Below are 23,584 nucleotides of genomic sequence, written 5' to 3'. Positions count from 1 at the left end.
GCCCCTATTGGCATACTGATTCGCTTGGCGAAATTCTGACGACACGAATTTTGAACTTGGACATGATGGACGACAGCAACGATCTCTTCTCCGGTCTTCCGGCAGCACGAAACAGCGAAACGGAAACGAATGATGACGCGGTCAAACCCGTGAAGGCCCCGTCGACAGTTCCCGCCAACGCGAACGTGCAGCCGAAACCCGCAGCCGTTGCGGCCGCCACACCGCCTGCGCCACCCGCACCCGTGTCTCCCTCCGGTGACGATTACGGCGCCTCGTCGATCCGCGTGCTTGAAGGGCTGGAGCCGGTGCGCATGCGGCCCGGCATGTATATCGGCGGCACAGACGAGAAGGCGCTGCACCACCTCTTTGCCGAAGTCATCGACAACTCCATGGACGAGGCCGTCGCCGGCCACGCCAATTTCATCGAGGTCCATCTCGACGCCGAAGGCTTCCTGACCGTCACGGACAATGGCCGCGGCATTCCGGTGGAAAACCACCCGCAGGTGCCGGGCAAGTCGACACTCGAAGTCATCATGACCAAGCTGCATGCCGGTGGCAAGTTCGACGGCAAGGCCTATGAGACGTCGGGCGGCCTGCACGGCGTCGGCGTTTCCGTGGTCAATGCGCTGTCCGATCTTCTGGAAGTAGAAGTGGCGCGTAACCGCAAGCTTTATCGCCAGCGTTTTTCGCGCGGCGCGCCGATCGGTGGCCTCGAGGAACTTGGTGACGTGCACAACCGTCGCGGCACCCGCGTGCGTTTCCATCCCGATCCGCAGATCTTCGGCGATCACGCCAAGTTCGAACCGGCGCGCATTTTCCGCATGGCCCGCTCCAAGGCCTATCTCTTCGGCGGCGTCGAAATCCGCTGGAGCTGCGATCCCGGTATGGTGCCGGCCGGCGGCGAAATCCCCGAAAAGGCCGTTTTCCATTTTCCCGGCGGTCTGAAGGACTATCTGGCCGCCACGCTCGGCAAGGAATTCACCGTCACGCGCGAGATTTTCTCGGGCCGCACCGAAAAGACCGGCGGCCACGGCGCGCTGGAATGGGCGGTGACCTGGTATGGCGGCGATACGCAGATCCATTCCTATTGCAACACCATCCCGACGCCCGAAGGCGGCACGCATGAGGCCGGTTTCCGCATCGCGCTCACCAAGGGCCTGAAGAATTATGCGGAGCTGACGCAGAACAAGCGCGCCAAGGAAATCACCACCGACGACGTGATGATTTCGGCCGCCGGCATGCTCTCGGTCTTCATCCGCGAGCCGGAATTTGTCGGACAGACCAAGGACAAGCTCGCCACCGTCGAAGCCCAGCGCATCGTCGAAAACGCACTGCGCGATCCCTTCGACCATTATCTTGCCGGCAATCCGGGCGAAGCGGCCAAGCTGCTCGACTGGGTGATCGAACGCGCCGAAGAGCGCCTGCGCCGCCGCAAGGAAAAGGAAGTCAACCGCAAGACGGCGGTGCGCAAGCTGCGCCTGCCCGGCAAGCTGGCGGACTGCGCCCAGAACACGGCGGAAAATGCGGAACTTTTCATCGTCGAGGGTGACTCGGCGGGCGGCTCGGCCAAGCAGGCGCGTAACCGCGCCAATCAGGCCATCCTGCCGCTGCGCGGCAAGATCCTCAACGTCGGCAGCGCCAGCCGCGAAAAGCTCTCCGCCAACCAGCAGATCGCCGATCTCATCCAGGCGCTCGGCTGCGGCACCCGCACCAAGTACCGCGAAGAGGATCTGCGTTACGAGCGCATCATCATCATGACCGATGCCGATGTCGATGGCGCTCACATCGCCTCACTGCTCATCACCTTCTTCTATCAGGAAATGCCGGAACTCATTCGCGGCAACCACCTCTATCTGGCGGTGCCGCCGCTTTACGTCATTCGCCAGGGCGCAAAATCCGCCTATGCGCGCGACGACGCCCACCGCGCCGAGCTGATGGAAACCGTCTTCAAGGGCAAGAAGGTTGAAATCGGCCGCTTCAAAGGCCTCGGTGAGATGATGGCCGCGCAGCTGAAGGAAACCACCATGGATCCCGAAAAGCGCACCCTGCTGCGCGTCGAGATCGACGACGTGGATTTCGAAGGCACCCGCGAAGCCGTCGACAATCTGATGGGCACCAAGGCCGATGCCCGCTTCCGTTTCATTCAGGAACGGGCGGCCTTCGCTGATAATCTGGATATCTGATCGTCCGGATGAACTTTTGAAAGGCAGCGCATGGCGCTGCCTTTTATGTTGATGTGGAGGCAACATCATGCGGATTGTGCTGACGGGCAGTTCCGGTCGGGTCGGCCGCGCGATTTTCAGTGCGCTGGCCGGCAGGCACGATGTCATAGGCATGGATCGCTCCCCCTTTTCCACCACTCATATCGTCGGCGATTTTGCGGACGAGGCACTCCTGCGCTCTACTTTCAAACAGGCGGATGCGGTGATCCATACGGCAGCGCTCCACGCTCCGCATGTCGGCATTGTCCCGGACACGGAATTCCAGCGCATCAATGTCGAGGGAACCCGCATGGTGGCGCAAGCGGCAATGGTCGCGGGCGTGCCGCGGCTGGTCTTCACCAGCACCACAGCGCTTTACGGGCACGCGGTTTCTGCAGGGTCCTGCACCTTCATCGATGAAGAGACGCCGCCCCGGCCGAAAAGCATCTATCATCGCACTAAACTCGAAGCGGAGCAGATGCTCGAGGCGATGGCGGGCCCGCATCTCGCCGTGCGCGTGCTTCGCATGTCCAGAAGTTTCCCGGAGCCCGCCGACGTGATGGCGGCTTACCGGCTGCATCGCGGCGTCGATATGCGCGATGTCGCCGATGCCCATGTACTGGCGCTGACCAATGCGGGAGACGATTTCCAGCGCTATATCATATCGGCAACCACCCCGTTTTCCGCCGATGACTGCGACAGCCTCGCCGGGGATGCCGCTTCCGTTCTCCGGCAGCGGACCCCGGCCCTCGCCGACGCTTTCACGCAAAGGGAATGGGCGCTGCCTGAAACGATTGACCGGATCTATTCACCCGCTCGCGCCGCCGAGCGTCTGGGCTGGACATCCCGCTTCGGTTTCGGCGAGGTACTTGCACAATTGGACCGGCGCAGTCTGGAGGTCCTGCCAGAGGGCGCCAATATCAGCAGGAAATCCGAATAGGCGTCCGGCCCTATGCCGCGACATCCTCACGAACGCCCAGAATGCGATCGATCAGGCCCCATTCCAGAGCTTGCTCCGCCGTCATGAAAAAATCCCGGTCCATGGCCGTTTCGAATTTTTCATAGCTGTGTTTGCAATGTTCGGAATAAAGCCGCGTCATGCGGTGCTTGGTCAGCCGCATCTCCTCGGCATGGATCAGCATGTCCGACGCCTGTCCCTGGAAACCACCCAGCGGTTGATGAATGTGGATGCTGGCATTGGGAAGGGCGCTCCGCTCGCCCGGTTCACCCGCCATCAGCAGAAACGATCCCATGGAGCGGGCCGTTCCCATGCACAGTGTATGAACGGGTGCGCGGATATAATGCATGGTGTCATACATGGCGAGACCGCTGGTCACCACACCGCCCGGCGAATTGATATAGAGATGGATCGGTTTCTTGGGGTTTTCCGCCTCGAGAAACAGCAATTGTGCGCAGACCAGCGCCGAAACCGTATCGTTCACCTCGCCGTTGAGAAAAATGATCCTTTCCCGCAAAAGCCGGGAATAGATATCGAAAGACCTTTCTCCCCGTGACGATTGTTCGACTACCATAGGGACGAGTTGCATCGCTTCGCGCATCGGCGAACTCCTGTCGTTTGACAATGTAAGGGAATGTGGCGGATCAGGCGGCGAGCTTGATCGGCGAACCATTGTGGTTTGCGGCAGCCTTTGTCATCCGGCCGGGCTTCATGCTGGGCAGGTCATGAATGACCCGCAAACTGGTGCCGCCCCGGTCATTCGATGCGATCCTGAAGGTGACGGTGCTTTCCAGAAATGGCGGGATATCCTCCCGCAGCCTGTAGCAAACTTCCTGACCGGGCGTGACATTGATCGCCTCGGGTTCCGCCAAAGCCTCCTTCGGCAACCAGTGTTCGCGAAACGCCGGAATGCTGATCGCGCGCCAGACCTTTTGTGGTGGCTCATCGAGATCATATTCAAGCTCGAGACCGTTTTTCATCGCTTCGGGTGTTTGCCTGTTCATTGGTCCATATCCTTCAGCAAGAGCTTGAGAGCATCAATGCGCTGTGGCCAGTAGGCGCGGTATTTTCCAAGCCATGCCGCAATGCGGGTCAGCCCATCCGGATCGACCTCGTAATTGACGAAACGACCCTGCCGCCTCTCAACCACCAGCCCCGCCCCGCGCAGTACCGAAAGGTGCTGCGACATGGCCGGCTGGCTGATTTCCATGCCATCGCGCAAGGCGGAGGCGTTCATGGCGCCATCCGCCAGCTTTTCGAAAATTGCCCGTCGGGTCGGATCGGCAAGCGCCCGGAAAATATCATTCTCTGTCATGAGAACACATAAGCACACACTTATATGATTCGCAAGCCCCTGTCTTCGTTCGGCAAGCCGGCCCCAGCCCGGCCCTCCTCGAATAATACTTGTCTTACCAAGTATTACCGCCAGAATTTCTGCCCGCCTTATCGATTCTTAAACGTTCAACCGGTAACTCATACACCTGCGCGAAATGGTCTCGCTGTCTCTCGCCGGCCGGTCCGGCATGTCCTTGCATCCCCCTATGAAGCAATAGCTAGCGCCGTGCTCCGATGCCGGTGTTTTGGAGAATGAGGATGTTTTTGAAAACCGCTACCGCCCGCAACATGTTCGCCATCGTTTTCGCGGGTGTCTTGACGACCGTCGCGACTGCCGGTGTGCTTTTATGGCTTTCCTATCGGGCGGTGGAAGAACGCTCGATCTCCGAGATGCACAACGCCGCCAATACCAGCGCCGCCAACGTCGAAACCTTCTTTGCGCATGCAACGACGCTGGGCGCGAACATGCGCTCGGCACTCCATACCGAGAAGGAAACCGGCAACCCGAGCCGCGAGTCCATCGATCGCCTGTTCAAACGGCTTCTCCAGGACAGCCCCTTTGCCGTGGGCATCAGCACCGGCTGGGAACCCAACGCCTTTGACGGCAGGGACAAGGAATTCGCCAACGCACCGGGCCATGACGCGACCGGCCGTTTTGTACCCTATTATGCCCGCAAGGACGGAAAGGTGATCGAAGAGGCGCTTGTCGACTACGAGACCCCCGGAGCCGGCGACTACTATCTCGTGCCGCGACGGACCGGCAAGGACCTCATGACCGAGCCTTACGTCTATCCCATCAACGGCAAGGATGTCTTCATGACGTCGTTCATGGCGCCGCTGATGTTTGACGGCAAGTTCGGTGGCGTGATCGGTGTCGACATCGCGCTCGACTCCCTGTCGTCCGACCTCGCAAAGCTGAAACCGCTTGGAGAGGGATATATCGCGCTTCTCAGCAAGGACGGCAGTATCGTCAGCCATCCCGATACCAAAACACATGGCAAAGCCCTGAAGGATTCCGGCCTGGACGCGGCCGCATGGCAGGCCATGATCGATAATCCGGGTGTTGCCCGCGAACTGACGGATGCCGCCGGCATCCGCCACATGATGCTGGCCGTGCCCGCCCATGTCCTGCCGGATACGACCTGGTTCACCATCGTCTCGGTACCGAAATCGGTGCTTTTCGCCCATCTCTCGACGCTTGCCCTCACCTCCATTGCCGTCATCGCCATCGCTGCCGGGCTCATGGTCGCGATAGGCTGGTTGCTTGCCGCCCGCTTTGGCAAGCGTCTCAACAGGGTCATCTCCGCAACCAGCCAGATTGCAGAGGGACAGACGGATGTGGATTTGTCCGAAGCCCGCCACCGCGACGAAATCGGCGAAATGGCCCGCTCGCTTGCCGTATTGCGCGATGCGACGATCGCCAAGGTGCGTCTTGAAGACGAGGCCGAGCGCAACCGGGCGCTTTCCGATGAGGAACGGGCGGAACGCGCAGCGGAAGCCGCCGAACGCGACCAGCAGACGCGCGCCGCGGTGGAGGCGCTGGCCGAGGGCCTGCAGAAGCTCGCCGATGGCGACATGACCCACCGTATCGAAAAGACCTTCGCGGGATCGCTCGATCAGGTTCGCCATGACTTCAATGCCTCGCTCGAAAAATTGCAATCGGCACTTTCCGCCGTCAACAGAAACGCCGAGGCCATCCGGTCAGGCTCCGAGGAAATCCGCACGGCTTCCGATGATCTTGCCAAGCGCACCGAGCAGCAGGCCGCCTCCGTGGAACAAACGGCGGCTGCACTGGAGGAGATAACCACATCTCTCAAGGATGCGACGCTGCGCGCCGACGAGGCAGGCCAGCTGGTGGAACGTACCCGCACGGGAGCGGCGAAATCCGGCGAGGTCGTGCGCCGCGCCGTCGAAGCGATGAGCGGCATCGAAAGCTCGTCGCGCGAGATTTCCAACATCATCGGCGTCATCGACGAGATTGCTTTCCAGACCAATCTTCTGGCGCTGAATGCTGGCGTCGAAGCGGCACGTGCCGGCTCGGCCGGCAAGGGCTTCGCCGTTGTTGCTCAGGAGGTGCGCGAGCTTGCGCAACGCTCCGCCAATGCCGCCAAGGAAATCAAGGCGCTCATCACCAAGTCCGGCGAGCAGGTCCATATGGGCGTCAGCCTTGTCGGAGAAACCGGCGCGGCGTTGGCGGAGATCGTTGACCAGGTGCAGGAGATCGACCGCAACGTGACGGCGATCGTCCGCTCGTCGCGTGAGCAGACGACCGGACTGAACGAGATCAGCTCGGCCGTGAACTCCATCGATCGGGGCACCCAGCAGAATGCCGCCATGGTCGAAGAACAGACGGCCGCCAGCCACGCGCTTGCAAACGAGGTGGCAGCGCTGAACCGGCTGATCGCGCAGTTCCGGTTAAGCGAGGGCGAGGTTTCATCCGCTCGACCGGTCCAGACCGGCGGGGCCAGCCAGCATCCTGTCCTCTCGGGCGCCCGCGCCCTCGGCAACAGACTAGGCAGGGCTTTCGCCGCGAAATAGGCTGCCACAGGGCTGCAAGAGACCCGAAGGGTTGCCAAGGGTTTGAAACGCTGAATTGCCATGGCATTTTGCAACCTTGTATGAACGCATTCTGCCCTCGCGCGTTTTCACCCGGCCTGATAATCTTCAGGCCGGGGAGCGATCAAAACAAGTGACTGCATTTACGGTCTTCATTGCCATTCTTCTGCTGGTTATCGGATCCAGCCTGTTTGTCGTCTTCGGCAAGCAGCGGGAAAAGGCCATTCCCAAACTCCCCTCCACCGCCCTGCCGGTTGCGGAGGATGAAACCAGGCTTGACCGGCACTGGCAGTCGATAAGGAACGGCTGGAGCGAAAAAAACGCGCTCTGCCTGCTGCATTCCAACCTTGATGCCTTTGCGGTGCGCGTGGCGGCCGCACGGGCGGCAGGGCGCAGCCTCGATCTCATGTATTACATGTGGAATGCCGATCTGACCGGGCGGCTGATGATGCGTGAAGTTATCGCCGCCGCCGACCGTGGCGTGCGTGTAAGGCTGCTTCTGGATGATCTCGGCGTTTCGATCTCCGACCGCATCTTCCACGCCATCGACAGCCACCCCAATATCGAGCTGCGGCTCTTCAATCCCACGAGAGCGCGGGAAAACATCCTCTATCGCAGCCTGGAACTCATCCTTCGCTTCCGAAGCGTCAACCGGCGTATGCACAACAAGGCATGGATTGCCGACGGACGCGCGCTCATCGTCGGCGGGCGCAATATTGGCGATGCCTATTTTGATGCCGCCGAGCGGGCGAATTTCCACGATTTCGATGTGCTCGGTTTCGGCAGGATCGTTGCCGATGCCACCGAAATTTTCGATGACTACTGGAACAGCGCCGTCTCCGTGCCGGTGCGCTCGCTGCTGGCGCGACGACCGAGCAAGCTTGCCAGATTGCGACGCGAACTTGACGCCCTGCCGCAAAGTGAAGCCGCCAAGCCCTATCTGGAACGCGTCGAAAGCCAGTATGGCAGCGGCCATTTCCTGATGTCGGATCGCCTTCACTGGGTCGATACCGCCGATGTGCTTGCCGATCCGCCCGAGAAAGCGGCGGGAAAACGCCGCAAGGGCCATAACTTCCTGATGGAAAGCCTGCTGCCGCTGATGCAGGCGGCAAGCGAGAGCCTGCACATCACCTCCCCCTATTTCATTCCCGGCAAACAGGGCGTGGACATTTTCCTGAATCTGGCCGAGCGCGGCGTGTCGGTCGCCATCCTCACCAATTCGCTGGCTGCGACCGATGTGGCCGCCGTTCATGCCGGTTACGCCCGTTATCGAAAACCGCTTCTGCTGGGTGGCGTGAACCTGCATGAATTACGCTCCCAGGCGGACCAGGGCAGCTTCACGCTACGTGGTTCGGGACAGGCGAGCCTGCACACCAAGGCCTTCACGCGCGACGGCAAAACCGGCTATATCGGCTCGCTCAATTTCGATCCGCGCTCCGCCTCGCTCAACACCGAAATGGGCGTTGTCTTCAACTCGGCCCCGCTGGTTGCCCGCATGGACGAGATATTCTCAGATGAAATCCGCCGCATGATGAGTTTCGAGCTGGGTATGGACGATGACAACCGTCTCCTCTGGATGACGGAAGAACAGGGTCAGCCAAAAATATACCGGCGCGAACCCGATGCTGCCATCAGCCGTAGGATCATCGCCGGTATCATGCGCATCCTGCCGCTTGAATCACAGCTTTGAGAATGAACGCCGGTCAGGCTGCGGGTCTCACCCCGGCCTTGGCCAATTGTATCTGCACCAGCGTATCGAGGTTCTGGTTCACGCGGCAGTAGAATTCCTCGTCGATGAAGGGCCGCAGCATGAAATCATTGCCGCCCGCCTTCAGGAACCGGGCCGACAGCAGCCGGTTGGTGGAAGAGGAAACGCCGATAATGCGCAGCTCATGCGAACCGCGCACGGTGCGAATGCGCCGCGTCAGTTCGAAACCGTCAATATCCGGCATGTTATAGTCCGTCACCACCAGCCCGATGTCGGGATTGGCCTTCAATATTTCGAGCGCCTTGGCGCCGCTATCGGCAAGGCTGACGCGGAAATTATAACGTTTCAGACGGCTGGAAAGCAGCGCCCGCGCCGTCGGGCTGTCATCGACGATCAGCACATGGTGGCGGTGGTTGGTGAGGAACCGGCAGACGGATTCCGTCAGCATGTCCACGGCAAAGATATTGTCTTTCAGAATATAATCGACCACATCCTTGGCGATCAGCGTCTCGCGGGTCGCCTCGTGGAAGGTGCTGGTGAAAACGATGGTCGGAATCGAAAGGTCGATCAGATATTCCAGCGCCTCGCCCTTTTCCGCCCCCGGCAGGTTGATGTTGGAAATTGCCAGCGTCACCGGTTCGGGCGAATGTTCATAGCAGGCCTGCAGCTCTTCAAAAGAGCGACACACCTCCACCGTTACGCCCAGCATCTCCTTCAGGCGCATGCTCACCATCTGGGTGAAAACGTTGCTGTCTTCCGCAAGCAAAATGCGGTTGTTGGTAAAAGGCACGCCCGAATATTGCATGCCCGTGATGCCGAGAAAATTCATCCTGCCCCAGTCCCCCGTCGTATTTAAGGGAAAATAGCAGGCGCATTTTGCAGAATAATTAATGACACTTTTGCCGGCAAACGAGTTACGCACATGCTTACCTAAACGGAAATACGGCCCGCAAGGGCCGTATTGTCAGTGCGGATAGAAGCGGCCTCAGGCGCGCAGCAGCGCATTCTCCGTATCGAACGGGCTTTCTTCCACCACTTCGGCATCATAAAGCGTGCCGAGAATGCGGATTTTCAGCTTCGTGCCGATTGCCGCATATTCCGGTTTGAGCATGGCGAGCGCAATCGACTTGCCGATGCGCCAGCCAAAACCGCCGCTGGTGACACGGCCGGCAAGAGCGCCGCTCTCGTCGGAGATCGCTTCAGACCCACGCGCATCCACATCCGTATTGCCGGTAACGGTCAGCGTCGAGAACACCCATTTCACCCCGGCCTCCTTGTAGGCCACCAGCGCATCGCGGCCGATGAAGCTCTTTTCCGGACGCAGGAAGCGGTCAAGGCCGGATTCATAGGCGTTATATTCCACCGAAAGCTCGCGCCCCATATTGCGATAGGACTTTTCAAGCGACATGGACACCATGGCCCGGATGCCGAACGGCTTGATACCGAATTCGGCGCCCGCTTCCATCAACCGGTCGAAAATGTAGTTCTGCATCTCGATCGGATGGTGCAGTTCCCAGCCAAGTTCACCGACGAAATTGACGCGCAGCGCATGCGCCGTCGCAACACCGACGGAAATCTGCTTTGCCGTCAGCCACGGGAAATCCTTGTTCTCGAGGCTGGTGCGGGTCAGTTTTTTCAAAAGATCGCGCGACTTCGGACCGGCAAGCACCAGCACGCCGTATTTCTGGGTGATCGGCTGCAGCACCACGGAACCGTCGGTCGGGGCAAGCCGGCGCAGCACGTCGTGGTCATGCGCCTCCAGACCACCGGCCGAAACCAGATAGAACCGGCCCGGAGCCCATTCATAAACGGTGAATTCCACCTTCACGCCGCCATTCGGCGTCAGAAGATGCGTCAGTGCGATGCGGCCGCGCTTCTTCGGCACGATGTTGGCCAGAATGCTGTCCAGCCAGGCACGCGCACCCGGGCCGGATACTTCCATCTTTGCGAAGGCCGACATATCAAGCACGCCGACATTCTGGGTGACGTTCTTCACCTCATTGCCGACATGTTCGAAATAATTCGAACGGCGGAACGACCATTTCTCGACGATACGGCCATCATCCAAAGCCGGTGCGTGGTTGTGGCTCGTGATGACATCGGCACCCACGCCAAGGTCTTCCTCGCGCAGCGCATAACCTTCCGGCGCATACCAGTTGGCGCGCTCCCAGCCATAAACGGAGCCGAACACGCCGCCAAGCTTCTTCAGCCGGTCATAGACCGGTGTCGTCTTCAGCGGACGCGCGGCGGAGCGCTCTTCGTCCGGATAATGCATGGTGAAGACATTGGCATAGGCTTCTTCGTTCTTGGCGATGAGATAGCCTTCCGTTGCGTAAGGCCCGAAGCGGCGCGGATCGACACCCATCAGGTCGAGCGTCGGCTCGCCATCGACGATCCATTCGGCCAGCTGCCAGCCAGCACCACCGGCGGCGGTGATGCCGAAGGAATGGCCTTCGTTCAGCCAGAAATTCTTCAGGCCCGGTGCGGGGCCGACAATCGGGTTGCCGTCAGGAGTATAGGCGATAGCGCCGTTATAGACCTTCTTGATGCCCACTTCGCCGAAGGCCGGAACGCGCACCATCGCCGTTTCGATATGCGGCATCAGGCGGTCCAGCTCCTCCTGGAAGAGCTCATATTCGCTGTCATCGGAAGGGCCGTCGACATAACAGACCGGTGCACCGACTTCGTAAGGACCGAGGATCAGGCCGCCTGCCTCCTCGCGCATGTACCAGGCCGAGTCGGATTCGCGCAGCACGCCCATTTCCGGCAGGCCCTGACGGCGGCGCTCCTGAATGGCCGGGTGCGGCTCGGTGACGATATATTGATGCTCGACCGGAATGACCGGAATATTGATGCCGACCATCTCGCCGGTCTTGCGGGCGAAGGAGCCCGTACAGGAGATGATATGTTCGGCGATGATCTCGCCCTTGTCGGTCGTCACCTTCCAGTGACCGTCTTCCAGCTGCTCGATGGCGGTGACGGTGGTATTGCGATAGATCGTCGCCCCACGGTCACGCGCGCCCTTGGCCAATGCCTGCGTCAGATCGGCAGGCTGGATATAGCCGTCATCGGGGTGCTGGATGGCACCGAGCAGGCCGTCCGTCTCGCAGAGCGGCCAGATTTCCTTCACCTGTTCCGGCGTCAGCATGTTGACACGCACGCCGATGGTCTCGGCAATACCGGCATAATACATATATTCGTCCCAGCGATCCTTGGTGCGGGCGAGACGGATGTTGGAGACCTTGGAGAAGCCGACATTCATGCCGGTCTCTTCCTGAAGCTCCTCATAGAACTTCACGGAATATTTGTGGATCTGGCCGACGGAGTAGCTCATGTTGAACAGCGGCAGGAGACCGGCCGCATGCCAGGTGGAGCCAGACGTCAGTTCTTTGCGCTCAATGAGAACGCTGTCGCTCCAGCCCTTTTTGGCAAGATGATAAAGCGTCGAGACGCCGACAACGCCGCCACCGATCACCACCGCCCGTGCATGTGTCTTCATTTCCAGAACCCCTAAAAAGCGCCAGCATAACCTGCCGTGCCGCCAAATCGATGGGAGGAATATGAAGCGACCGGCCGCCGTTCAGCCGCCTGATTGCGACATGGCCATAGGGTGCTGCGACAGGGGAGAAAATGCCTGCGCCAGACTGGCTTTCACACCGCCGACGCCCTTGCGAGCAGCGGCGAAGGTTTCAGGAATATTCGGTGCAAAACAGTTCGAGGATGTCGACCCGTTCAGAACAGGCAATTCAAGGATCGACTTCAGCGACTACCTGTTCTGAAGCTGCATTTGCAGCCCCCGGACATCCGGGCCGTCCAGCTTCAAACCTTTGAGGACGTCATTGCCGGGAACGATAATCGTGTCCCTGAACATTGGGCCTCCCGGCAGATTGTGTATCCCGCCGCCGCCACCCGGCGGAGGAGGTGGCGGAGGATTACCACCACCGCCGCAGGGCGGAATGCGATAGATGCAGTCGGCCGTGAATTGCTCAATGCCTCCGGCAGTTACAGAGGGACTAGCCGCATCCTGCGCATTTGCCAGAAACGGAAAAAACACACCGAAGAGAAAAATGGTCTTTCTCATTTCGCAACCTCCTGCGAAGATGCACAAATCTTCGCGCGATCTTTCACATCCTTGCCGGCAGCGGCTCTTGCCGCGGCGTCCAGCCACGCTGGCGTACTGTTGCGCATACCTATGGAAACGCTCTTGAAGCCGATGACGAGCGGTCGCGCAAATTGGCGGTCGGAAAAGAGGCCGGAACTGTTTATGCTGCTAATGCTGTTGTCTTTGCCCGACATATCCTCGGCGTTAACCTGCCCGCCCTGCGGCTGACTGGTCGCCGCCGCAGCCGCGTCAGCCATTTCCTTTGAGGTATCCCTCTTGACACCCCGCGCATCGAGAAAGGCCGAGCGGCCCCGGCCATTGGTCACCTTCACCCCACGCGTCAAAAATGCCTGGCGCACAACCAGCAAGCGGATATCGTAAATATAGCGCGAACCACAATCTTCAGTTTCTGCGGTTCTCAAAATGTCACGGCTGAGAATATAGGACAGTTTTTCGCGAAGATATTCGTCGGCGCAATAGACCTTGGTATTTTCATCATCGCAAAAGCTCATCAGCGCGCTTTGCGCATGAAAAGGGTTGATCGCGTAGGTCTGGACGTTCTGAAGCTCGATCTCCTCGATATCCGCCCGCGCACCGCCAAAGGCGATATTGCGCAGAACCCCCGCCATGCCTTCTTTCCGTTCTATCTTGATGACCGGAAAGAGCGCATCCTTCACCTGCAAGCCCGACGTCGTTCCTTCGGTTGTGACCTCAGTGCGGGGCTGAGACACCGTCAGCCCCTTTTTATCGTCCAGCCACGTGCTGTCACCAAAATAGGGCGCGTCCGATTTGACCGCCAGATATCCCCTCAAATTCGGTATTTGAGTGATCTTGACGTAGCGCCCGATAAAGGATTCGCTTTCCAGATCGCGCGGCAAGGACTTGAACTTGTGGCCTGAATCCACAACCTCCGCAATGATATCCCCCACATAAATATCCTCCTGCGGCGGATAGACCGGCTCTATTCCCAGTCTGCGGATAGACTCGTTCCAGCGTTTCGGCAGGTAATCGTCGGTCACATCCGCCTCGCCCATCAGGAAAAACAGACCCGCGGAGCCGATAACGATGCCTGCCGCCAGCAAGGACGCCCTGGCGGCATGGGGTTTTCCCCATGCCCAAAAACTTCTCAGCTTTTCCATCAGAGACGCTTTTACGGGAACTTGGCCCGGAGGCTGGGCAGGCTGGGCAGGCTGGGCAGGCTGGGCAGGCTGGGCAGGCTGGGCAGGCTGGGCAGGCTGGGCAGGCTGGGCAGGCTGGGCAGGTTGGGCATTCTCATCGACTGGATCCGGCATGTGAACCCCGACAGAAAAATAAACTAAAGAATAACCACAATATATCTACTTAAAGTTTATTCAGCAATACAGTCATTACGGGTATTTCGATTATATTTTTGCGACAGGCGGCGGGCAGATCGCTGCGAAATCCGCAGGCGATACATCCCTCAGCAGCCAGGCCGGGTTTTGCCAGCCACCCGTCCCGCGTCCACCATTGTCGCACATCGACAGGGCTACGGCGCAGTCGCCAGAACCCTGCCGATGCAGCCCACCTTCATTTATCCTTGCCAACCAGCTTTGGTGTCGCCTTCGTTTCCGAAACGGTCTTGTCGCCCACCCCGGCGACATCTTTTTCCGCCGTTCCAGAGGCGGGCGATGCGGCGCCTGTATGCGCGGCCACCGCCTTGTCGCCCTCCTCCGAAAGCAGCGCCGCCAGCATTTGCGGGTTGGCGTCGCCTTCCACGTGGATATTGAGGTTACGCTGCGGGAACGGAATATCGATCCCCTCCTCGCGGAAGCGTTTGAGGATGGCGATCCTCAGCGCGTTTTTCACGCCAAGCCCGTTTGACAGATCTGCAAGGTGGAAACGCAATTCGAAATCCAGCGAAAAATCGCCGAAGCGGAGGAATTCCACATGCGGCTCGGGGTTGCGCAGCACCGGCGGCTGGGCGCGCACCAGCTCCAGCAGAATATCCATGACCTGCTGCGGATCGGAATCGTAAGCCACGGAAACCGGAATTTCCGCGCGCATGATGCGGTTGCGGTGCGTCCAATTTCCGACCGAGGAATTGATGAATTCGGAGTTCGGCACGATGATCGACTGGCCACGGAAGGTCTCGATCTCGGTCGCGCGCACGGAAAGCCGCTTGACGGTGCCTTCCGTCGTGCCTGTCACCACCCAGTCGCCCACCTTGAAGGGACGCTCGACCAGAAGGATGAGGCCGGAGACGAAGTTCGAGACGATGTTCTGGAGGCCGAAACCGATACCGACGGAAAGAGCGGAGGCGACCAGCGCCAAGCTGGAGAGGTTGAGGCCGGCGGAGGACACACCGAAGATGGCCGCAACCGCGATGCCGAGATAGCCGATGCCTGTTTTGACCGAGTTGCGCACCCCGGCATCCACCTGCCCGCGCGCCATGACGTTGTTGTCCAGCCACTTCTGGAACCAGCGCGTGATGATGTAGCCGATGGCGAAGACGAGGACGCCGCCGAACAGGCCGATCAGCGAGATGGAGGCATTGCCGACGGTGATGCCGGTCAGCAGGCGATAGGCCCAGCTTTCAATGTCGCCCGGCTGGAACCCCCAGGAAAACAGGATGAGCGGCACGCCGAAGGCAAGGGCCACGGCATAGATGCCAAGCCCCGCGGCAAGACCGGCCTGATCGAGCGCGACAGGACCGAGACCGAAACGACGCCCGAGATAACGGCCGGCAAGGGATTCCGCAAAGGCCCCCTGCCTCGAAATCGCCTTGCCCGAGAGAATGCCGATATACATCGTTGCAAGCACCGCGCCCGTGGCGACGATCTGCGTGGCAAGGAAGCGCGCCAGCCCGACATAACCCGTGAGGCAGGCGGCGATGAGCACGAGGCCGCCGACACGCAGCAGGATGACGAGCCAGCGCGGCAGGCGCTGGTTGGCGGTCTCGTAATCCTGCCCCTCGCCGATCACCGGGCGCAGGAACGAAACGGTGAGCAGGATGATGCCGATGATGATGGAGGCGACGAAGCTCTTGGCGACGGTGACGATCAGCGGCGAATAAAGCGTCTCGCTGATCGTGCCAAACAGATAGTCGAGGCCGTTGACCAGCGCCATCAACAGCACTGCGGAAGACAGCGTATGCGCGCCCTTGTTGGAAACCTGCAGCAGCCGCCATTCCGGCTGCGTCGGCGCAAAGATCGCATAGCTCAGACGCGACACGAAATAAACGAAGCCGGTGATCGCCATGGCCCCGAACAGGATCGGCGCTATGTCGGAGCGAAGCACGTTGAAATTATCGAGGAAGAACGCCGAGGTTACCAGGAACAGGAAAAGCGAGAGCGACTGCACCATGGTTGACCAGAAGGCCACCGAAAGCCGCCGAAGATAGGAGGGCTCGCCGGTAAAGGCGCGCCTGTCCATGCGGCTGCCGAAAAAGCGATAACCGCCCACCAGAAACAGCAGCGCCGCCATGATCGACAGCACCACGGCCCCGAACATCGGCAGGCGCTTGTAATGCCAGACGAAGCCCGCCCAGCTGCTGAACGCATTGTTGAGGTTCGTCAGTTCGGTCAAGAAGGCGGAAGACGCATCGCCCAATGTCTGGGCGGAGACTTCCGTGCGTTTGAACAGGGTGGCGGCGAAAAGCGCACGGCGCACCGCGGTGATATTGTTGGAGATCTGCGCGGCATTGGTGGCGGTGCTCTCCACCTCGCCGGCAATCGCGTTCACCTCCGCCCGCTCCGCCGTCAGCCGGGCGCGCTCTTCGGTCACCATGCTCGCTTCCGGCGGCTGGCCATCGGCAGGTGGCTCGCCAAGCGCCTCAAGGCGCGTCTTTATCTGGTCGAGACGGGTGCGCAGCTTGGTGTTGGTGGCGGAGGCATCGGCCGCAATGGTATCTGCGCGTCCCTTCAGGTCCACCAGCTGCGCGTCGTCGCTGCCGCCCGCCTCCACCTGCTTGGCGATCGCCGAAACATCGGCCTTCCATTTTTCCAGATCCGTTCTTGCCTGCTCGACGGCGGAGGCCTGGATCACGACCGGTGCGGACGGCGTTGTCCCTTCCTGTGCGGAGACAGGCATTGCCGACAGGAAAAACCCGCCAAGCAGGGAAAGCACCATGGCCATTATCGCGGCCATGGCGGTCTTTCGCCGCCGGCCGGACGCCTGCCCGCCCATCACGCGCCTGTCGTTTATCAATCCGCCAACCATCAACCGCACATCCATGCCTTTCGTCTCTAAACACCGCCTCAGGCTATTTACCGCCTGCAGCGAGGAAAACCACCCGCATAAAGCGAGGTTTTCGGGTGTCTGCCTTGCTTTTCACCACGAGAATCATCACCTTTGATAGTGCAGCAAACATGGGAGGAAATCATGGAATCTGCTGGTATTGGCTGGATCGCAGCTATCATCATCGGTGGTGTCGCCGGGTGGCTCGCCGAACAATTCATGAAAAGCAATATGGGTGTTTTCATGAACATCCTTCTTGGAATCGTCGGCGCGATCGTCGCCAACGCCATATTGTCGGTTTTCGGAATCGTTTTGACCGGCTGGATCGGTTACCTCATCGCCGGCTTCATCGGCGCCTGCATCCTCATCCTTATCGGTCGAGCGTTCAGACGCGGATGAGGAAAATGAAAAATCCGTAAAAGCCCGGATTTCCAGACTTTTCCAGCGCGACTGAAATTTTTTCGTCACAAAAATCGAAGAAATTTCATTTCCGCGCTGGACAAGCCCAAACTTCCCCTTTATAGCCCCCCTCACACCGCCACACGGTGTCGGTCGGGTGATTAGCTCAGTTGGTAGAGCAGCTGACTCTTAATCAGCGGGTCGTAGGTTCGAGCCCTACATCACCCACCAAATTCTCTTAAAATGACAAGACGTTGCGATGCTTACTTGAAGCATCGCCTTAGCGTATGCGAGTAGGCAATCGCGCTCTCGGCAATGCCTGCGCGAGAGGTGCCACCCGTCACCGAAGACACCGGGCATCCCCGTCAGCCCCCCCCGCAAAGTCTACAACTTCGTTTCCGTCACGCTTTTTGCGCCGATGAATCGCGGCTCCAATGGTCGACCGGCAATACGGCTGCCGAATTCCTCGGTGAAAGGAACCGGCGCGGCCTGCTTCACCGCATTGATGGCGGAATCGATAAAGGCCTGCCGTCTCGGGCTCTCCTCCTGCGGGCGCGAGGCAACGACGACGACCTTGCCCCTTATCTCCCCGTCCTTGTGCAGAATGAAGCGCAACGTCACCACAAGACCCTCGGTATCTGCCGGCGGCACCCAGCAGGCGTAGATCGCATCGAACATTTCATTGAGGTTGCTGGCCGGCGTCGGATCCTTGCATTGCCGCGACTGGCCTGAAGCCTGCGTCAAAGCACCCCCAGCCAAGATGGCCAAGGCCACGAGCCCCGACAGATGAAAGCCGCGCGACATCAAAAACAAGCGATTGAACAAATCAAATATCCTTTATCGAAGAAGTCCCGCCTCGGTGGCCGCCGCTCATAATTTTTTTAAATCTTTGCCGTCAGTAAAAAAACTTGAAAGCGCCGCGCATCGGAAGTGTCCGAACACATAAATTCACTGTCACGACGAAATACATCATTAATTAATAGATAAAAACAACATTAAAACAAATAAATCTGAAATTTATACGGCGATAAAAATCAACTACATGAAAACATGCTAATTAAAAAAACGAAAAAAAGCAAAATAGACGAAATCATAATTTTGAGAATTCAGGATATATTTATGTGTTATCAAATATCGTAATATCTTCAGAATACAATGCCATAAACACGACTTCGTCCCTTAACCAAAGCTCGCAGTTTGCATTGCAAGCCGCCTGTTTGGCTGTATGCATTGCCCTGCCAGAACATTGGGCAAAGGGGGACTTCATGAAATCGAAATGGGTAATGGCGGCATTTTTCGGCGCGGCGATGACGGTTGCGGGTGCGGCACAGGCGGAAGACCTTGTCTTCACGCTGAAGAACGGGACAAGCTCCGTTCTCAACGCCTTCTACACGTCGCCGGTGGGCGTCAATGACTGGGAAGACGACGTTTTCGGAAAGAAGGCGCTTGGTCCCGGCGAAGAGATGGAAATCACCATCGCCGACGGCCGCAGCGTCTGCAAATACGACATGCGCTTCGAATTCCAGGGCGACGCGCTGGAAGACCTCGAGGATACGCAGAACCTCTGCGAACTCGGCGAATATACCATCACCGAGTAACATCTCCGGTAATGGCGGCCCTGCCCGACAGAGGCAGGGCTCGCACAGGCACAACGGCGTTCAACGCCAGCTTTTCAGCAAACTCGACAAAACGATAAATATCGGCGTCACAGCACTGCCGATCTCCCCAAAGCCGTCTCAATCATCCCTATGATTGGCGTCATGAGATTGATCATCAACATATTGCTGTTCGTCCTCGGCGCAGTCGGGAGCGGGGTATGTGCGTTTTTGTTGTCGGCGGCGCTTGCCGATTCCGGACTTCTCGGTTCCTGTTTTGAGGGTAACTGCGCCTATGCGGCGCTTTTTATGGTGCTGCCCGTCGCGTGGTTCGTGCTTTTTGCGCTTTACGTCATGGCCCTGCTGGTCTGGAGGCGAAAGCCGTTCCGCAATGGAAGGCTCTGAAAAAGCGCATGGCAGCATCACCGCTACCGCGCGTTCGTTGACAGCGATCAAGACTTGCCGGTAACGTCCGCCTGCTGGGGGATTCGCTGCCAGTGATATGGGAGCCTTAGGGCATACCCGATATCACCGGCCTCTGAATGTGCATGTTCCGATTTGCGTTTCGCGTAACGATCGGCATGACGGAAAACAGGGAGACCAAACGATGCGGGCGGCTATTAATTCTCCATCGCTTTCTATCGACACCATGGACTATCAGGCCGAGTGCCAATTCGCGCTGGAACCCTCCATTCAGGGGCTGATTGAGAAAGCGGAACATGCCGGCTGGAACCGCCAGCAGGCCGCGCTCGCCATCGTCGCGCTCGCCAGCGAACATCTGACCGATCTGTTGTCGGCAGGAATTCCCTTACCGGATCAACGCCCCCTGTCCTGATATCCCCCCGCCAGCCGCGGCGGATCAGCGCCCGGCATCCCTGGCACCTCATTCCGAAAATCGATCGAGCAGACCGGAGCGTCGCCGTCCCATCCACGGATATTCGGCACTCCGCGGTCTCTACCCGCGACGTTGTGGCGGCGGCCAGCTATTGCTCCGGTCCGCACAAGCCGCCCGCCGGCGATCCTGCCACACTGTTGACATAAGCGGCCATTAATGAGAACATAAAGTGAACATTATGGAGGTCAGCGATGAACACAGCAGACGCAACCATAAAAAATGCCCTCTCGGTCGTCGCCCGGTCCCGCGATATGCGCGAGCGCGCGCTTGAGCGCCGCCGCGAATTGCAGCGGCGAACGGAAGTCATCATAACCCGGCCGCTCTACGTGCTGAAAAAGAACGAAGGGCCAAAGCAATTGTCGTTGAAACTCGACAGCTAGACGGTGTCATCAGAAATGGGGGGGCCGGGTTTCAGGAAACAGCACCGCGAAAGCGAAGATCGCTCGTCCACCCTGCCTCGCAAAAACAAAATCCCGTGCGGATCACATCACGCACGGGATTTTCAGAATGAAGAGGTCATTGTCTCGTCTTATTGCATGCGCTGCATTGCAGCTTCTGGCTCACCGGTCGTTGCAACCGTTGCCGCGGGAAGGCGATCGGTCTTTTTCAGGATGACGACTGGCTTTTCCACCGGATCAGTGGGTGGAACGATGCTTGCGGTTTTGAATTCACGGTCGACGGCAGGAACGGACGCGTTGATCTTTTCATGACCGGCGCATTCCGCAAGCGCTGCACTGGCGGAAAAACCAAAGACAGCGGCGATAATGAGAACTGATTTCATGTCATTCTCCCTTCGCTTTTATGGCGATCTCCAGTCTAGGTGGAGACGACCCTGATTGAAAATCACACTTTAGAGACATCTAAAGCTCTGAATCATTTCGGCAGTCGTCGTCTTTGATGGGCGGTGGAGCACCAATACTGTCCTGGCGCCCTTATTTTTTCCGCACATCCAGCGGATTTCGGCAAAGCGGCCTGCGAAATATCATCGCCACATAACTTCCTTTCAGGGAAATCAGGCTTGGTGTGTAAGTCGAGGCCTTTGCTGCGTTGGCGGCCTTTATCGTTCTTCCTTCAGAGGAATTCTGCTGCATGGCACGCCTCCTTCCATGAGCGATAACGAAAAAACACTCGTCTTGTTCCGATCACGGTTTCGTTGGTGTGCGCGGGAGAAACAAACGCGTCGCCGCGTGTTTCTTCTCCCCGTCGGGGAGAAGATGGCCCGAAGGGTCAGATGAGGGGGCAAGCTCTCCGCACACCTCTACCCTCTACCCTCTACCCTCTACCCTCTACCCTCTACCCTCTGCCGCGACCTTCTCCCCGGCGGAGAAAAGAAACAGGCGGCATCCTGCCCGTGACATCGACTGCCTTAGCAATGCCTCGCGCTTGAAAATTTCGCCCAAAACCTCTATATGACCCAGCGCGAGGACGACCTCGGCCATCATGGCGACAGCATGCGGGACGGCCCGGTCACATACCGGAGAATAAATTGCGTTCCCTGCAAGATCGTATCCGCCACGCTCTCAGCTTTGAAATCATCGGCCTTCTGCTCGTCGTGCCGCTGGGCGCGCTCATCTTCGGCATGCCCATGGAGGATATCGGCATCGTTGGCCTCGTCAGCGCCACGCTCGCCACGGCCTGGAACTACATCTACAATCTGGGATTCGACCACGCCATGCAGCGGCTGAAAGGCACGACGCTGAAGACGCCGGCCATCCGCGTCGCCCATGCGTTGCTGTTTGAACTTGGCCTGCTGATCGTGCTGATGCCCTTCATCGCCTGGTATCTCGGCATCACCCTCGCCCACGCGCTGGTCATGGATATCTCGTTCGCGCTGTTTTACGTGGTCTATGCCTTCGTCTTCAACTGGAGCTACGACCGGCTTTTCCCGCTCCCGGAATGGCAATCGCAGGACGCCGTCTGAACAGCGGCGCTGCCGGCAGGAAACGGCTGCGTTTCAGCGCAGCGATGCCTTGAAAAAGCTGACGACATCCGCGTTGAAGCTGCGGTGAAACGCCATTCGGTCAAAGCCGGAAGCATCGCTGCAGATCTGCGGCACGGCTTTTTCCATCTCGGCGGGGCAAGGTGCGATAAACGAAAAGTGCCCCGCACCCGTCACCGTCCGATAATCCGGTTTCACCGGCAGATCATCGCGCAGCCTGACAATATCCTGCGGCATGACGCCATCGCCACCGCGCTCCGAACTCCAGAGCTGGACGGGGACCTTGATGCCGAGCAGATCGCCGGCACGGGGAAAGGCGTTCAGAGGGTCTGCAACGACCACGGCGTTCACGCGCGCATCGTGAATCCGTTCTTTCGCAGCGGCGCTCTTGTCCCGCATCTGCGCACAAAGCGCCGCTTGTTCATCCGGACACGGCAGCCCGGCATTTGCGAAGTCCGGCACAGCACCGGCAAGCACCAGTGCGGTATATCCGCCCCGCGAAAATCCGAAGACGCCGATCCGCCCGGCATCGATGGAACCGGCCTCTTTCCAGTTTGCCAGCATATGGTCAAGCAGGCGCACAATGTCTGCCGGCCGGTCGGTCAGCGCCGAGAGTTCGCCTGCCCGCTTCATGTCAATCGCGTTGTCGCCGGGATGATTGAGCGCTGCGACAATGAAACCGGCATTCGCCAGCGCCGCCGCCGTATCCCTATGGCTGAAATAGGTGCCGGCGAAACCATGGGAAATGACGACAAGCGGATATTGCCCCTCAATGATCGGGCAATCGCGCACGGCAGGCAGCACGAAAGGACCGATCCGTATCTCCACCGGCGCTGCCGCACAGGGTGACCAGACGGCAGCCCGGATCGGGGCTTTGCCGTCAGCGGATGGAACCTCGATCAAGCGCAGGCCCGCCGCCATGGCGGCACCGGTACCGAAGAGCGTGGAAACAAGCAGAAGGCAAAACGGCACCAGAAATCGCATGATGAACCTGCAGATCGAGAGATTGCACGCAAGGCAAGCCTATGGAGCGGCCTCACCGCACCATAGGCTGATTTCTTAAATCCGGTATGACCGCCGCGAGGCTTAAAGCGACTTCAGCGTCCAGGCCACGATCTCGCGGGTGGCGGCGGCAAAGGCCTGATCCAGCGCCTTCACGAAATTGGCGTTGCCGGAACCGCTGACACGTGCACTGGCGCGAAACACCTCCTGCGCCTTTACCGTGCCATTGCGATCATTCAGGAGCTTCACCGATATTTCGATATTCGCGACATTTTTCGCCGTATCCACCTCGAAGGCGCGGATATCGCTCACGACCTGATAGTCGATTGCCAGCCCCTGCCCCGGCCGGCCGACGCCGCCGAGCTTGCCGGTATCCTCGAAGGCTTCCACGAGCTTGGACTGCACCATGCGCGGCAGGCGGTCACTCCATTGCGAATTGCCGAGATATTGCACCTCCGAGCCCGAAAGACGCACCACGATGTTTTCGCTGTCGAGTGCCTTGAGCGCGGTCGGATCGGCGATCAGCAATTGCCGGTTTTTGAGCGAGGGTCCCTGCATCACCGTTGCCGAAGACACGGAAAGGTCGAACGTGTCGTTCTTCGGCGCACCCGCGCAGCCTGCCAATGCCACGGCAAGCAGCGGGGCCAGAAGCAGGGCGCGGCGTTTGTGGCCGTTCATCAATCGTGTCATTGGCCCA

The 23,584-nt window shown here is 59.1% G+C and carries 25 protein-coding genes and 1 tRNA gene; 13 read left to right on the top strand and 13 right to left on the bottom strand.

Annotated features, from left to right (window positions below):
* Positions 1-62 precede the first annotated feature (62 nt).
* Both parE and OK142_RS00595 read left to right on the top strand, forming a co-directional pair.
* A complete protein-coding gene (parE, locus tag OK142_RS00600) occupies positions 63-2,183 on the top strand; it encodes a DNA topoisomerase IV subunit B (RefSeq protein ID WP_003495810.1) in 2,121 nt (706 codons plus the stop codon).
* Between the two features lie 67 nt (positions 2,184-2,250).
* Positions 2,251-3,141: an NAD-dependent epimerase/dehydratase family protein gene (locus OK142_RS00595; RefSeq protein ID WP_498680685.1), complete on the top strand. Its 891-nt coding sequence runs from the start codon at positions 2,251-2,253 to the stop codon at positions 3,139-3,141.
* 10 nt (positions 3,142-3,151) lie between these two features.
* Here OK142_RS00595 and OK142_RS00590 read toward each other — a convergent pair whose 3' ends face one another.
* From OK142_RS00590 to OK142_RS00580, 3 genes are read right to left on the bottom strand one after another with little or no spacing between them, the layout of a single operon-like run.
* A complete protein-coding gene (locus OK142_RS00590) occupies positions 3,152-3,760 on the bottom strand; it encodes an ATP-dependent Clp protease proteolytic subunit (RefSeq protein WP_035242465.1) in 609 nt (202 codons plus the stop codon).
* Between the two features lie 43 nt (positions 3,761-3,803).
* Positions 3,804-4,163: an SRPBCC family protein gene (locus tag OK142_RS00585; protein ID WP_082184313.1), complete on the bottom strand. Its 360-nt coding sequence runs from the start codon at positions 4,161-4,163 to the stop codon at positions 3,804-3,806.
* The gene (locus OK142_RS00580) at positions 4,160-4,474 is read right to left on the bottom strand and encodes an ArsR/SmtB family transcription factor (RefSeq protein WP_003495802.1); all 315 of its coding nucleotides are present in this window, start codon (positions 4,472-4,474) and stop codon (positions 4,160-4,162) included. The genes OK142_RS00585 and OK142_RS00580 overlap by 4 nt, the downstream gene beginning before the upstream one ends.
* 278 nt (positions 4,475-4,752) lie before the next feature.
* Here OK142_RS00580 and OK142_RS00575 point away from each other — a divergent pair, with 278 nt between their 5' ends.
* Positions 4,753-7,032: a methyl-accepting chemotaxis protein gene (locus tag OK142_RS00575; protein ID WP_498680684.1), complete on the top strand. Its 2,280-nt coding sequence runs from the start codon at positions 4,753-4,755 to the stop codon at positions 7,030-7,032.
* A gap of 151 nt (positions 7,033-7,183) precedes the next feature.
* Positions 7,184-8,740: a phospholipase D family protein gene (locus tag OK142_RS00570; RefSeq protein ID WP_498680683.1), complete on the top strand. Its 1,557-nt coding sequence runs from the start codon at positions 7,184-7,186 to the stop codon at positions 8,738-8,740.
* Positions 8,741-8,753: 13 nt separating this feature from the next.
* Here the strand turns inward: OK142_RS00570 and OK142_RS00565 are convergent, their stop codons facing one another.
* Complete coding sequence (locus OK142_RS00565; protein WP_003495796.1) at positions 8,754-9,587, bottom strand: response regulator; 834 nt, start codon at positions 9,585-9,587, stop codon at positions 8,754-8,756.
* A gap of 156 nt (positions 9,588-9,743) precedes the next feature.
* Positions 9,744-12,257, bottom strand: coding sequence for a GcvT family protein (locus OK142_RS00560; RefSeq protein WP_080834580.1), 2,514 nt, complete (start codon positions 12,255-12,257; stop codon positions 9,744-9,746).
* Between the two features lie 61 nt (positions 12,258-12,318).
* Between OK142_RS00560 and OK142_RS00555 the strand changes: the two genes are divergently transcribed.
* Positions 12,319-12,537, top strand: a complete 219-nt coding sequence (locus tag OK142_RS00555; RefSeq protein WP_498680682.1) for a hypothetical protein — start codon at positions 12,319-12,321, stop codon at positions 12,535-12,537.
* On the opposite strand, the gene OK142_RS00550 is transcribed toward OK142_RS00555, so the two are convergent.
* From OK142_RS00550 to OK142_RS00540, 3 genes are all read right to left on the bottom strand, one after another.
* Positions 12,525-12,839: a hypothetical protein gene (locus OK142_RS00550; protein ID WP_216331388.1), complete on the bottom strand. Its 315-nt coding sequence runs from the start codon at positions 12,837-12,839 to the stop codon at positions 12,525-12,527. The two genes, OK142_RS00555 and OK142_RS00550, sit on opposite strands and share 13 nt — an antisense overlap.
* The gene (locus OK142_RS00545) at positions 12,836-13,894 is read right to left on the bottom strand and encodes a hypothetical protein (RefSeq protein ID WP_498680681.1); all 1,059 of its coding nucleotides are present in this window, start codon (positions 13,892-13,894) and stop codon (positions 12,836-12,838) included. Before OK142_RS00545 ends, OK142_RS00550 begins: the two co-directional genes overlap by 4 nt.
* Positions 13,895-14,408: 514 nt before the next feature.
* Positions 14,409-17,006 (bottom strand): mechanosensitive ion channel family protein, encoded by a 2,598-nt coding sequence (locus tag OK142_RS00540; RefSeq protein ID WP_498681697.1) that lies wholly within the window; start codon positions 17,004-17,006, stop codon positions 14,409-14,411.
* On the opposite strand from OK142_RS00540, the gene OK142_RS00535 reads away from it, so the two are divergent.
* The 3 genes from OK142_RS00535 (at position 16,948) to OK142_RS00525 (ending at position 17,687) form a co-directional block, all read left to right on the top strand.
* Positions 16,948-17,175, top strand: coding sequence for a hypothetical protein (locus OK142_RS00535; RefSeq protein WP_498681751.1), 228 nt, complete (start codon positions 16,948-16,950; stop codon positions 17,173-17,175). The genes OK142_RS00540 and OK142_RS00535 overlap by 59 nt on opposite strands.
* A gap of 26 nt (positions 17,176-17,201) precedes the next feature.
* Positions 17,202-17,456 carry a GlsB/YeaQ/YmgE family stress response membrane protein gene (locus OK142_RS00530; RefSeq protein WP_035223217.1) on the top strand — a complete coding sequence of 85 codons (255 nt, stop codon included), beginning with the start codon at positions 17,202-17,204 and terminating at the stop codon, positions 17,454-17,456.
* Positions 17,457-17,611: 155 nt separating this feature from the next.
* Positions 17,612-17,687: transfer RNA gene (locus tag OK142_RS00525), tRNA-Lys, on the top strand.
* Between the two features lie 153 nt (positions 17,688-17,840).
* On the opposite strand, the gene tolA is transcribed toward OK142_RS00525, so the two are convergent.
* Positions 17,841-18,200 (bottom strand): cell envelope integrity protein TolA, encoded by a 360-nt coding sequence (gene tolA, locus OK142_RS00520; protein WP_498680680.1) that lies wholly within the window; start codon positions 18,198-18,200, stop codon positions 17,841-17,843.
* A gap of 521 nt (positions 18,201-18,721) precedes the next feature.
* On the opposite strand from tolA, the gene OK142_RS00515 reads away from it, so the two are divergent.
* The 4 genes from OK142_RS00515 to OK142_RS00500 all read left to right on the top strand — a co-directional run bounded on the left by OK142_RS00515 (position 18,722) and on the right by OK142_RS00500 (position 20,326).
* Entirely contained in the window at positions 18,722-19,054 is a 333-nt protein-coding gene (locus tag OK142_RS00515) for a hypothetical protein (protein ID WP_003495781.1), read from the top strand.
* 150 nt (positions 19,055-19,204) lie between these two features.
* Positions 19,205-19,456, top strand: coding sequence for a hypothetical protein (locus OK142_RS00510; protein ID WP_003495780.1), 252 nt, complete (start codon positions 19,205-19,207; stop codon positions 19,454-19,456).
* 202 nt (positions 19,457-19,658) lie between these two features.
* Positions 19,659-19,886, top strand: coding sequence for a hypothetical protein (locus OK142_RS00505; protein ID WP_035242455.1), 228 nt, complete (start codon positions 19,659-19,661; stop codon positions 19,884-19,886).
* Positions 19,887-20,137: 251 nt separating this feature from the next.
* Positions 20,138-20,326: a hypothetical protein gene (locus tag OK142_RS00500; protein ID WP_498680679.1), complete on the top strand. Its 189-nt coding sequence runs from the start codon at positions 20,138-20,140 to the stop codon at positions 20,324-20,326.
* 149 nt (positions 20,327-20,475) lie between these two features.
* Here OK142_RS00500 and OK142_RS00495 read toward each other — a convergent pair whose 3' ends face one another.
* Both OK142_RS00495 and OK142_RS00490 read right to left on the bottom strand, forming a co-directional pair.
* Positions 20,476-20,727: a hypothetical protein gene (locus OK142_RS00495; RefSeq protein WP_003495777.1), complete on the bottom strand. Its 252-nt coding sequence runs from the start codon at positions 20,725-20,727 to the stop codon at positions 20,476-20,478.
* A gap of 151 nt (positions 20,728-20,878) precedes the next feature.
* Positions 20,879-21,037, bottom strand: coding sequence for a hypothetical protein (locus OK142_RS00490; protein WP_167373899.1), 159 nt, complete (start codon positions 21,035-21,037; stop codon positions 20,879-20,881).
* A gap of 395 nt (positions 21,038-21,432) precedes the next feature.
* Between OK142_RS00490 and OK142_RS00485 the strand changes: the two genes are divergently transcribed.
* Positions 21,433-21,867, top strand: coding sequence for a PACE efflux transporter (locus OK142_RS00485; RefSeq protein WP_082184317.1), 435 nt, complete (start codon positions 21,433-21,435; stop codon positions 21,865-21,867).
* Positions 21,868-21,900: 33 nt separating this feature from the next.
* Here the strand turns inward: OK142_RS00485 and OK142_RS00480 are convergent, their stop codons facing one another.
* Entirely contained in the window at positions 21,901-22,869 is a 969-nt protein-coding gene (locus tag OK142_RS00480; protein ID WP_498680678.1) for an alpha/beta hydrolase family protein, read from the bottom strand.
* 102 nt (positions 22,870-22,971) lie between these two features.
* Positions 22,972-23,577, bottom strand: a complete 606-nt coding sequence (locus OK142_RS00475; protein WP_498680677.1) for an ABC-type transport auxiliary lipoprotein family protein — start codon at positions 23,575-23,577, stop codon at positions 22,972-22,974.
* Positions 23,578-23,584 lie beyond the last annotated feature (7 nt).

Source organism: Agrobacterium sp. BT-220-3, assembly GCF_025910175.1.
Classification (GTDB): domain Bacteria; phylum Pseudomonadota; class Alphaproteobacteria; order Rhizobiales; family Rhizobiaceae; genus Agrobacterium; species Agrobacterium oryzihabitans.
Note: the sequence above shows the minus strand (reverse complement) of the source record. Positions and strands in the feature narration are given on the sequence as shown.